Source organism: Corallococcus sp. AB030 (genome assembly GCF_003668965.1).
In the GTDB taxonomy this organism is placed as follows: Bacteria; Myxococcota; Myxococcia; order Myxococcales; family Myxococcaceae; genus Corallococcus; species Corallococcus exiguus.
This window is the reverse complement of the sequence record NZ_RAWQ01000135.1, coordinates 18,156-29,341: the sequence shown is the minus strand read 5'-3', so window position 1 is coordinate 29,341 and position 11,186 is coordinate 18,156. Positions and strand designations below refer to the sequence as shown.

Genomic DNA, 11,186 nt, shown 5'->3' with positions numbered 1-11,186 from the left:
GACAGGGGCTGTGGGGCGACGTGGAGCTGGCGGCGAGAGACAGGGGCGGCAAGGTGCTGGCCACCACGGCGGACGCGCCACACCTGTTGGCCACGGTGCTGGTGGCCCGGGGCGACTTCGCGGCGCGCTACCCGGACGCGGTGCGGCGGGTGCTCCGGGGGCTCTTGGACGCGGGGCAGGGCGTGCTCAAGTCCCCGGCGGCCGGGGCGCGGCTCCTGGGAGAGGTGGCGCCCTATCTGGGGGACCCCTCGGAGGCCATCCGCAGCGCGCCGCCCGCGACGCTGGCGGACAATCGGGCCTTCTTCGGACTTTCCGGCGAGGCTCCGGTTACCTATGACGAGCTCTTCCAGAGCGCCGCGGCGCTCTTCCAGAAGCTCAATCGCGGGACGGTGCCCCCTCCGGCGGAGGACACGCGGGACCTGGGCGCTCTGAAGTACGTCTCCGAGGCGCGGGGGCCCTGAAGCGGGCCGGAAGAGGGAAGGGGAGTCGGACGTGGCGAAGACACCGAACTACATCAAGGCCGCGTTCCTCCTGCCGGCCAACCTGGTGGGGCTGACGACGGCGGCCATGTCCAGCGCCGTGACGCAGGAGCCGCTGCCCATGATGGTGGCGCTGGGCGTGGAGGGCGTCTACCTGGCCGTCGTGTCGTCCATGAAGCGCTTCCAGCGCGCCGTGCGGGCGCAGCAGCCGGACAACCCGGAGGCCGCGCGCGCGGCGGTGGACTCGCTGCTCGCGGACCTGGCGCCGTCGCAGCGCGACCACTACCAGCAGCTGGTGGGGCTGAAGGAGAAGATCCTCGCTAACTACCGCAAGCTGCCCGGCGGGCGAGTGCTGGCGGCGGACAGCGAGCCCAAGCTGGACGCGCTGCTGACGTCCTTCCTGCGGCTCATCTCCGCGCTCAACCAGTACCGCACATACCTCAGCGGGTCCGACCGGGAGCACCTGACCTCCGAGGTGGCGGCGCTGGAGGCGGAGGTCGCCGGGGAAGCCAACCCGCGCCTCAAGGACGTGAAGGGCAAGCGCGTGGAGATTCAGCGCAAGCGCCTGATGCGCTTCGAGCAGGCGGGCGAGAGCCGCGAGGTGGTGAGCCACCAGCTGGCCGGCATCGAGGACCTGATGCGGCTGACGCACGAGCAGTCCATCGCCATCCGCGACCCGGAGAGCGTCAACCGGCAGCTGGACGTGCTCTCCGCGGAGACGGAGGCCACGGACGAGACCGTGCGCCAGATGGAGCGCTTCCTCGACTTCACCGAGGAGACCTCCGCGCCCCTGCCGCACGGCGGCACCCGCGTGCGGTAGAGCGGGCACGGGCCCGGACGGGCACCTGTTCACCGTGGCACCTTGCGGCACCGGCGGGGGCCTGTGACGGAGCACGAATAGATTGACTCTCCGCCGCAGGCATCCTGTCCTGCCGCCCATGCTCCGCCGCGTTGGATTCGTCCCGTTGGTCCTGCTGTTGGTCGTGTTCGCCGGCTGCTCGCGCTGCGGGAAGGAGGCGGCCGGGCCCGCGGATTCGCCCCGGGGCGTGTCGCGCTACCTGCCGCGCACCGCGCAGGCGGCCGTCGTCATCGACGACCTGGGCACGCTGGGCGAGAAGCTGGCGCGCTTCCAGAACCTCAAGGTGGCCTCGTTCGTCGCGCAGCTGCAGAACTTCCCCTCCGCGGAGCGCTACGTGTCCGCGGTGATGCGTCAGGTGGGCGTGGACCTGCGCAGCCGCAAGGCGCTGGAGGACGCCGGCATCGACCCGAAGCGCGGCGCGGGCGCGGCCTTCTTCGGGGGCATGCAGGCGGTGTCCGTCATTGGCGTGAAGGACGCGGACAAGCTGAAGACGACCTTCGCCACCTTCGCCCGCACGCGCCTGGGCGCATCGGAGGAGAAGGACACGAAGGTGGATGCAGGACGGTTCGTCACCTTCAACCGTCCGGGCTCCACGACGCCCATGCTGGGCATGCTCTTTCTCCCGCACGACCTGGTGCTCCTGGGCGGAGGCGCGTCGGTGGCGCGGCTGACGGAGCTGGCGGCGCTGCCGGAGGAGCAGTCCCTTGCGAAGGAGCCGGTGCTGGAGGCGTCCCTCAAGCGCCTCTCCGGCGACCGCGACTTCCACGTGTGGCTGCCGGGTGGCATGGGCCTGCTGCCCGCGGGCAGCGTGCAGGGCATCACCTTCACGGGCCACGTCGAGGATCGCGCGGTGACGCTGCGCGCGGACGCGCCGTGGCCGGACACGCAGGCGTCGCTCGCGGCGCTGGAGCCCAAGGGCGGTGAGTCGCTCGCGGGCTGGCTGCCGCAGGACAGCTTCTTCGTGGCGCGCTTCCGCGGCGACCCGGCGCAGCTGGACGGCGTGTGGCCGTACCTGGCCGGCTCGCAGGTGACGCGCGCGGTGCAGGAGGCGGGCTTCAACGTGAAGACGGAGGTGCTGGACAACCTCAAGCCGGGCATGGTGCTCGCGCTGTCGCTGTCGCCCAACGTCAACCTGTCCTCGGGCATGCCGGACCTGGACCTGCGGCGCACCAACCCCTTCCGCTTCGTCAACCTGGTGGCGCTCGCGGAGGTGAAGGACGTGGCCAAGGGGCAGGCCACGCTGGACAAGGTGCCCGGCTTCGCGGGCGGCTTCGGCGCGAAGGTGGAGCCCACGGACGTGAGCGGCCAGAAGGCGTACCTCACGTCGTACCGCGCGGGTGAAGGCGCGCACTTCGCGCTGTCCAAGGACGGCAAGCTGCTGCTCGCGGCGCCCAAGGCGCGCCTGGAGTCCACCCTGGCCTCCTTCGCGCAGCCGGCCGGTACCGGCCCCGTGTCCGAGGACCTGAAGTCCGTGGGCAAGGACGCCGCGCTGGTGGTGCTGCTGGACCTGCGCCGGCTGGCGGACGCGGTGAAGGCGCTGCCCTCCGCCGCGTGGGGCATTGGCGGCTTCGCCATCAAGGCCACCACGGTGCGTTGGCTGGATGCCACGGACGACCTGCGCGCGGTGACGATGGCCCTGTCTCGCAAGGACAAGGCGCTGCAGGCGGAAGTCTCCCTGCGGCTCACTCCCGCGCCCGCCACCACCACGACCCCGGCCACGCCTTGATCCACGCGCGAGATGTCGTGAAGGAGTACGAGGACGGCGAGGGCTCGCGCGTGCGCGTCCTGGACGGCGTGTCGCTGGACGTGGAGGCAGGGGACTTCGTCGCGGTGGTGGGCGCTTCCGGCAGCGGCAAGTCCACGCTGCTGCACCTGCTGGGCGGCCTGGACGTGCACTACCAGGGGCAGGTGGAGGTGGGCGGCGTGAAGCTCACCGGCCTGCGCGACAAGGAGCTGGCGCGCTTCCGCAACACGCACGTGGGCTTCGTCTTCCAGTCCTTCCACCTCATCTCCAACCTGTCCGCGCTGGAGAACGTGTTGTTGCCCTCGCACTTCGGTCCGGCCACGGCGGACGGGCGCAAGCGCGCGAGCCAGCTGCTGGAGCGCGTGGGTCTGGGCTCCAAGCAGGACCGCGCGCCGGTGCGGCTGTCCGGCGGCGAGCGCCAGCGCGTGGCCATTGCCCGGGCCCTCTTCGGCGGCCCGAAGCTGCTCCTGTGCGACGAGCCCACGGGCAACCTGGACGCGGCCACCGGCGCGGGCGTCATCCAGCTCTTCCAGGAGCTGCACAAGGAAGGGCTCACGGTGCTGACCGTCACCCACGAGGAGCGCATGAGCGCGGTGGCGCGGCGGGTGCTGCGGCTCAAGGACGCGCGGCTGGTGGAGGAATCCCCCGCGTCGGAAGCCCTGGCGTCGCGAGGTGCCCCGTGAGGTTCGACGCACTGTCGCGACTGGTGAGGTTGTCCCTCGCGCGTGAACGCAAGGGCGCGTTCTTCTCCGCCTTCGGCGTGGCCATGGGCGTGGGCGCGCTGGTGTTCTTCGTGGGCCTGGGCCTGGGCGTGGGGCGCGTCATCCGCGAGCGCATCTTCCCCACCGACTCGCGGCTGGTGGACGTGGTGCCCCCGGCGGTGTCGCTGGGCCTCCTTGGCGGCGGCAAGCTGGACACGGCCGCGGTGGAGCGCCTGGCCGCGCTGCCCGGCGTGGAGACGACGTATCGGAAGATGAACGTCCGCGTGCCGGCGGTGACGCGCTACGACGGCGTCTTCTTCGGCTCGCGCCTGCGCATGGGCATGGAGGTGCTCGCGGTGGGCGTGGACCCCGGCCTGGTGCAGAAGGACGTAGGGCTGCCGGAGGCAAAGGACTTCAAGGACCCGGGGGAGGGCAAGGCCATCCCCGCGCTCATCTCCACGCGCCTGTTGGAGCTGTACAACAAGACGTTCGCGCCCGCGCGCAAGCTGCCTCAGCTGTCCGCGGAGATGCTCATCGGTTTCGCCTTCCCGGTGGAGTTCAACCGCTCCTACGTGGCGGCCACGTCCGGCGGGCCCAGCACCACGCAGCAGGCTCAGGTGGTGGGCGCGTCCGACCGGGCCATGCTCGCGGGCATCACCATCCCGCTGGACACGGCGGTGCGCATCAACCGCGCTTCCGGCGCGGACGCGGACAGCTACTCCGGCGTCACGCTGGTGGCCGCGGACCCTTCACGCGTCCCGGAGCTGGTGGAGGCGGTGAAGGGGATGGGCTTTGAAATCGATGATCAGGAGCGCCGGATGGCGGAGAACGCGGGCGCGGCGGTGGCGCTCACCACGTCCGCGCTGGCGCTGCTCTCCATCCTCATCTGCGTGCTGGCCGCGGTGAACATCGCCCACGCCATGTCCTCGTCGGTGCGCGCTCGGGCGAAGGAGATTGGCGTGATGCAGGCGGTGGGCGCCTCGCGCGCGGACGTGCGCGCCATCGTGCTGGCGGAGGCCGGCGTGGTGGGCGTGCTGGGCGGCGCGGCGGGCACGGCGGCGGCGCTGGTGCTGGCCTTCATCGTGGACCGGCTCGCGAAGGGCTACCTGCCCAACTTCCCCTTCAAGCCGGAGAGCTTCTTCTCCTTCCCCGCGGCGGTGGTGCTGGGCGGGGTGCTGCTGGGCCTCGTGGCCGCGCTCGCCGGGGCGTACTTCCCCAGCCGCCGCGCCGCCGCCACGGATCCGGCGAGGACGTTGGCGGGATGAGCGGCCCTTCGCGCAAGTCGCTCCTGACCAACGTCCTGTGCCTGGGGGCGCTCGGGTGGATCTACGGGGGCGACCTCTCGGATGCCCTGCGCGCCCGGACCGAGGAGGTCTCCGCGCTCCTGACGCCGCCGTCCGCCGTGCGCGCGAGCATCGTGCTCGGGCTCGCGGGCGTGGGCCTGACCGTGTTCCTCGCCGGACTGCTGCGCAAGAAGCCGGAGGGCTTCAAGGGCTACCGGCTCCTGCCCATCCTGCTCGTGGTGGCGCTCTTCGTGGACCTGGTGCTCGCGGAGAGCCGCACGCCGCTGGACCCGCCGGAGATGGCCTCGGTGGCACTGCAGCGCTTCCAGGGCGAGGCCCAGAAGCTGGCCACGGTGGAGTCCGTGCCTACGCGATCCCAGGTGCTACAGCCCCTGGTGGACGCGCTGGGCTCTCCGCCGTACCTGGAGCGCGGGGCGTCGGTGCCGGCCTATACACTCCAGGTGCGCACGGACTGCGAGGGCCCGGTCCGTGGCGCGCCCGGCACCCGGGCCGGCACGCTGCTCTACTGCGTGGCCCGGGACGGCAAACAGGCCTGGGTGACGCTGGTGGGGCTGCCCGCCGAGGTGCGTTTTGGTGCGCCCGCCGTGCTCTCCCAGCGGGGCGAGCCGCGCGTCGCCGTCGTGCGTGCACAGATCCCCGCGGATCCCGAGGAAAATGATGTCCTGCCGGGCATTGACCTGGAGATCCCCATCGTGGATGGGGGCGCGGCGACGTCCCCTTTGCCCTGAGTCGGGGTCGCCTGGGGAGCAAGCGGGCGGAAATAGGTCCGCGCGCGCGGTTGACCCTGCGGAGCCGCGATCGATAGGCTCCCTGCAAGGACTCGACCCCCACACACAGTGACGACCTCTCAACCGAAGCGGCAACCCATCCCGTTCGGGAAGTATCTCCTCCTGGACCGCGTCAACATCGGCGGCATGGCGGAGGTCTGGCGTGGCAAACAGTTCGGCGCCAGTGGCTTCGAGCGACTTGTCGCCATCAAGCGCATCCTGCCGAACATCGCCGAAGATGAAGAATTCATCTCGATGTTCATCGATGAGGCGAAGATCAGCGTCCAGCTGACCCACGCCAACATCGCGCAGATCTACGAGCTGGGGCAGATCGCCAGCAGCTACTTCATTTCGATGGAGTACATCCCCGGCAAGGACATGCGGGCCATCTTCGACCGCTGTCGGAAGAAGGGTGAGCCCGCGCCGGTGCCGCTGGTCGCCTTCTGCGTGGCGAAGATGTGCGAGGGCCTGGACTACGCCCACCGCAAGAAGGACGGGATGGGGCGCGAGCTCAACATCGTCCACCGCGACATCTCGCCGCAGAACGTGCTCGTGTCCTTCGAGGGCGAGGTCAAGGTCATCGACTTCGGCATCGCGAAGGCGGCGGGCAAGGCGACCAAGACGCAGGCCGGCATTCTCAAGGGCAAGTTCGGCTACATGAGCCCGGAGCAGATCCGCGGCCTGCCGTTGGATCGCCGCTCGGACGTGTTCGCCATCGGCGTGTGCCTCTACGAGATGCTCACCGGCGAGCGCCTCTTCGTGGGCGACAGCGACTTCTCCGTGCTGGAGAAGGTGCGCAAGGCGGAGGTGCCGTCGCCGTCCACGTACAACCGGCGCATCCCGGAGGCGCTGGAGCGCATCGTCCTCAAGTCGCTCGCGAAGGACGTGGAGGAGCGCTACCAGTACGCCAGCGAGCTGGGCGACGACCTGCAGCGCTTCCTGCTGACGAGCGACTCCATCTTCGGCCGCAAGGACCTCATGCAGTACATGAAGTCCACGTTCGCCGAAGAGGTGGAGCGCGAGAAGCAGCGCCTGGCCGAGTACGCGGACATCCGCGCGCCGGACGGCATGCTCGCGGCCATCGAGGCGGGCTACAGCGGCCCGTCCCCGGTGCCCACGCAGAGCATGACCAACATCCCCGCGGTGGCGCCCTCCGCGCCCGCCGTGGAGCCCGTGTCCGCGCCGCCGCCGCGCGCCTCCAACTCCGGCGCCAACCCGCAGGGGGCACGCCGTTCGCCCACGCTCGCGGCGCTGCCCAAGCTGACCGCCGCGCCCGCCGCGCCCTCGCCCAAGGAGGACGAGGAGCTGGCGACGCAGATGGTGGACCGCGACGCTGTCTTCAACGACTCGCCGGAGCCCACCACCCAGCCGGGCGCCGCCATTGGCCGCGCCGTCACGCCGCTGGAGTCCCCGGCCGCGCCCGACGACGACGACGGAGAGGACGTGGCGGGCCGCACCGCCGTCATCCCGCCGCTCTCGTCGCTGCCCCAGCCGCCGGCGCCGCCGCGCCTGTCGCAGAACAGCGCGCCGGTGCTGAGCGCCGCGCCGCCGCGTCCGTCGCTGACCAACGTGCCCACGCTGATGGCCAACGACGGGCCCATGCCCCGTCCGACGCCGAACCGGGGCAACGACGGTCCGCCGCAGCGACTCCACCGGCCGGACCCGCTGCCGGAACCGGCGCCGCGTCCGCCCGCGCCCCCCGTCCTCAACAACGGGAACGCGCCGCGTCCGCCCGCGAAGGAAGGCCGCCAGAGGAACGCGCCCGAGCAGGAGGCTCCTGCCCGGGGCCTGGGCATCAAGGGCATGGACAAGCGCCTGCTCTACGGCGCCGTGGGTCTGGCGTCGCTGTTCCTGCTGGTGGGCGTGGCCCTGGTCTTCTCCCCGAGCAAGCCCGCGCAGGGCTACGTGATGGTGGAGCTCAAGACGCTGGAGGCGAAGGACATCGCGATGGTGTCCATCAACGCGGGGCCTCCGGAGAAGTTCCCCCCCAACGGCTTCGCCCTCAAGCCCATGTCCGTGGGCAACGTGCTGGTGGTGGTGACCGCTCCGGGCTACGAGGCCTTCAACCAGTCCGCCATGGTGTCCGAGGGCACCAACGCCACGCAGGTGCCGGTGGTCCTCAAGAAGCAGGCGCGCTCGGTGGTCGTGGTCTTCAAGACCCAGCCGGAAGACGCCGAGGTGAAGATCGACAACCAGGTCGCCCGGAAGCAGGGCGTTCGCGAGCAGGTGCTCCGGGACTTCTCGCTCAGCAACGACGCCCCGCTGGTGGAGGTCACCGCCGCCGGCTACGTGCCCTTCGTCAAGAAGATGGCCGTGAACAACAACGGCCTGGACGTGGTGGCGAACCTGGAGCGCGCGCCCGTGGAGGTTCGGGTCGAGTCCACGCCCGAGGGCGCGGCCATCTTCCAAGGCAAGCAGGACCTGGGCTTCGTCACGCCGGCCACCATCCGGGTGCCGTGGGGCACGCGTGAGCTCACGCTGAAGGCGAAATGCCACTCGGACGAGGACGTATCCGTGGGCACGCCGTCCCCGGCGGGTTCCACGGTCAAGGTGGATGCAACCCTGAAGAAGCAGGCGCGCTGCCGCGATTAGCGGCACCGCGGTCCTGACACTTAAGAGGTAGCCTGGGGGTCCTCCCCCCAGGATGTCCCTGGGGGGAGCGGCGCCGGAGGGATGTCCGTGACGAAGGTGCGTAAGGTGAACAAGGCGGATCCGCTGGCGGATCTGCCCCGGTGGGCGCAGCAGCTGGCGCGCAAGTACTACACGAAGACGGTCAGCACCTTCCTGCTGTACGGGGCCGTGCGCGACCTGCAGCCGCTGCAGCTGGAGGACGGCGGGCGCGGCTTCGGGACGCTCAAGACGTTCCTTTCGGAAGAGCTGTTCGGCGGGCGCGACCACGTCCTCTTCTACGACCGCTCGTCGGGCATCCGCTCGGCGACGCCGGAGACGCAGAAGGACCTGGCGCGGGCCATGACGGGTTACGACGCCATGTACGGCACGGACTACGCCAAGGTCATGCCGCGCGACCCGGGCCGGGCGCTGCAGATCCTGGAGAACTTCCTGCGCATGCGCCTGAGCGAGGGCCGCTCGATGGCGCTCATCATCGACTATGCGGAGACGCTGGTGCCCGGCGGGGAGATGAGCCACCTGTCCGCGGAGGACCGCTTCGTGGTGGCCACGCTGGACAAGTGGGCGCACGACCCGCAGTTCCTGGCCGGCGACGTGTCCGTGGTGCTGCTGGCGGAGAACCTGTCGGACGTGTCGCCGCGCATCAGCCGCAATCCGTACGTGGCGCCCATCGAGCTGCCGCTGCCCACGGAGGAGGAGCGCCTGGAGTACGTGCGCTCCAAGCTGGAGGGCAAGAAGCTCCAGTCGGTGTCGGAGGTGCCGGTCGCGGGCCTGGCGAAGATGACTGCGGGCCTGTCGCGCATCAACCTGGATCGCGTGCTGACGGAGGCGCTGGAGCGGGAGGTGCGCATCACGCCGGAGCTGCTCAAGGAGAAGAAGAAGGAGCTCATCCAGGCGGAGTGCCACGGCCTGCTGGAGTTCATCGAGCCCGCGCACACGCTGGACGCGGTGGCGGGGCACGCCCCCGCCAAGCAGATGCTGCGGCAGGCGGCGTCCGCGCTGAAGAAGGGCCGCATCGAGGTCATGCCCATGGGCTACCTGGTGAGCGGGCCGGTGGGCACGGGCAAGACGTTCATGGTGAGCTGCTTCGCCGGGGAGATTGGCATCCCGGTGGTGAAGTTCCTGAACTTCCGCAGCCAGTGGCAGGGCGTGACGGAATCGAACCTGGAGAAGATCTTCAACCTGCTGAAGGCCCTGTGGCCGGTGGCGGTGATGGTCGACGAGGCGGACACCTTCCTCGGCAACCGCGACTCCGGCGGGGACTCCGGCACGAGCAGCCGCATCTTCGGCTCCATCGCGTCCTTCATGGGCAACACGCAGTACCGCGGCAAGATTGTCTGGTTCCTGCTGACGGCGCGGCCGGACCTGCTGCCCATCGACTTGAAGCGCCAGGGCCGCGCGGAAGAGCACCTCGCGCTCTTCTATCCGCAGACGGATGAAGAGCGGAACGAGCTGTTCCAGGCGATGAGCAAGAAGACCGGCGTGTCGGTGGAGGGCGTGGAGTCCTTCGCCGCGCTCATCCCCGGCGGCGTGCGCGCCTTCAGCGGCGCGGACATCGAGGCGGTGATGGTGCGCTCGAAGTTCCGCGCGCTGGCGGACGGACGTGACCAGGTGACGAAGGACGACCTGGCCGCGGTGCTGGCGGACTTCGTGCCGCCCAGCTACCCGCTGGAGATTGAAATGCAGAACCTGGTGGCGGTGCAGGAGTGCACCAGCCGGGCGCTGCTGCCGGAGAACTTCCGCAAGCTGGACCGCGACTTCATCAGCAAGCGCGTGCGGGAGCTGAAGATGCTCCTCGAAGAGCAGTAGACGTCGTCAGCCCACGGTGACGCCCAGGTGCGGGTCCTGGAGCGTCTCCACCACCGCGATGCGGTCGCCCACGGCGAGCGCGTCATGCAGGACGAGGATGTCCTCGTTCGCGTGACGGATGCAGCCGTGGGACACGTCGCCCCCGAGCAGGGCAGGGGCGCTGGTGCCATGCAGCTCCTCGCCGCTGCGGCGGCCATCCGCCCAGGACAGGTCCAGCAGCCGCGCGCCGAACACGTGCCGGTCGTTCCACAGCCGCGCGCCCGCGTTCTCGGTGGCCACCTGATCCAACTTCGCGCGGACGACCTTGAGTCCAGGGTGCGTGGGCGTGGCGGCGGTGCCCACCGCGTTGGGGAAGATGTCCACGAGCTTCCCCTCCGGGTCGAAGAGGAACGTACGGTGCTCGCGCAGCGCGATGACCACGCGCACGGGCTGGCCCGCGTAGAATGGAGAGGGCAGGGCGCGCGACTGTCCCCGTGAGCCCGGAGCCGGAGCGAGCGCCTCCAGGGCCTTCAGCGTGGCGGTGTCGAGCACGCCGCTGGAACGCAGGCCGGCATGCACCTGGAAGTTGCGGAGCGCGCGCGCCGTGTCCGGGCCGTAGCGTCCGTCCGCGCCGCCGTACAGCGCGAACCCCATGTCCATGAGCGCGCCCTGTACCGCGCGCAGCCCGTCTCCTTTCGAGCCCGTGCCGAGCACCGTCACGCCGGACGCCACCTCCGTGAGCTGAGGCGACCCCGCGAAGCGCGGATGCTCCAGTCCGCCTGCCACCGGAACCGCCGCGCCCGCGAAGTCGACCGGAGGCTCCATGACGCCCAGGCCCCCAGCCGTCACCGCACGCGTCGCCTCTTCGGCTCGCGCGACGAGGGTTGCCGCCGTTCCTGCCACGATGTCGCGTGCA

The 11,186-nt window shown here is 70.6% G+C and carries 8 protein-coding genes and 1 pseudogene; 8 read left to right on the top strand and 1 reads right to left on the bottom strand.

Annotated features, from left to right (window positions below; genetic code table 11):
* From D7Y15_RS27875 to D7Y15_RS27840, 8 genes and pseudogenes are all read left to right on the top strand, one after another.
* A pseudogene (locus D7Y15_RS27875) lies at positions 1-461 on the top strand (hypothetical protein); the annotation flags it as partial.
* Positions 462-492: 31 nt separating this feature from the next.
* Positions 493-1,299 carry a hypothetical protein gene (locus D7Y15_RS27870; RefSeq protein ID WP_120578191.1) on the top strand — a complete coding sequence of 269 codons (807 nt, stop codon included), beginning with the start codon at positions 493-495 and terminating at the stop codon, positions 1,297-1,299.
* 118 nt (positions 1,300-1,417) lie between these two features.
* Positions 1,418-3,064, top strand: a complete 1,647-nt coding sequence (locus tag D7Y15_RS27865; RefSeq protein ID WP_121754471.1) for a hypothetical protein — start codon at positions 1,418-1,420, stop codon at positions 3,062-3,064.
* Entirely contained in the window at positions 3,061-3,765 is a 705-nt protein-coding gene (locus D7Y15_RS27860; RefSeq protein WP_121754470.1) for an ABC transporter ATP-binding protein, read from the top strand. The genes D7Y15_RS27865 and D7Y15_RS27860 overlap by 4 nt, the downstream gene beginning before the upstream one ends.
* A complete protein-coding gene (locus D7Y15_RS27855; RefSeq protein WP_121754469.1) occupies positions 3,762-5,048 on the top strand; it encodes an ABC transporter permease in 1,287 nt (428 codons plus the stop codon). Before D7Y15_RS27860 ends, D7Y15_RS27855 begins: the two co-directional genes overlap by 4 nt.
* Positions 5,045-5,815: a hypothetical protein gene (locus D7Y15_RS27850; RefSeq protein ID WP_121754468.1), complete on the top strand. Its 771-nt coding sequence runs from the start codon at positions 5,045-5,047 to the stop codon at positions 5,813-5,815. The genes D7Y15_RS27855 and D7Y15_RS27850 overlap by 4 nt, the downstream gene beginning before the upstream one ends.
* Positions 5,816-5,923: 108 nt before the next feature.
* Positions 5,924-8,446, top strand: a complete 2,523-nt coding sequence (locus D7Y15_RS27845) for a serine/threonine-protein kinase (protein ID WP_121754467.1) — start codon at positions 5,924-5,926, stop codon at positions 8,444-8,446.
* Positions 8,447-8,533: 87 nt separating this feature from the next.
* A complete protein-coding gene (locus tag D7Y15_RS27840) occupies positions 8,534-10,291 on the top strand; it encodes an ATP-binding protein (RefSeq protein WP_169821693.1) in 1,758 nt (585 codons plus the stop codon).
* Between the two features lie 6 nt (positions 10,292-10,297).
* On the opposite strand, the gene D7Y15_RS27835 is transcribed toward D7Y15_RS27840, so the two are convergent.
* The gene (locus D7Y15_RS27835) at positions 10,298-11,095 is read right to left on the bottom strand and encodes a L,D-transpeptidase family protein (RefSeq protein WP_121754475.1); all 798 of its coding nucleotides are present in this window, start codon (positions 11,093-11,095) and stop codon (positions 10,298-10,300) included.
* Positions 11,096-11,186: the final 91 nt, after the last annotated feature.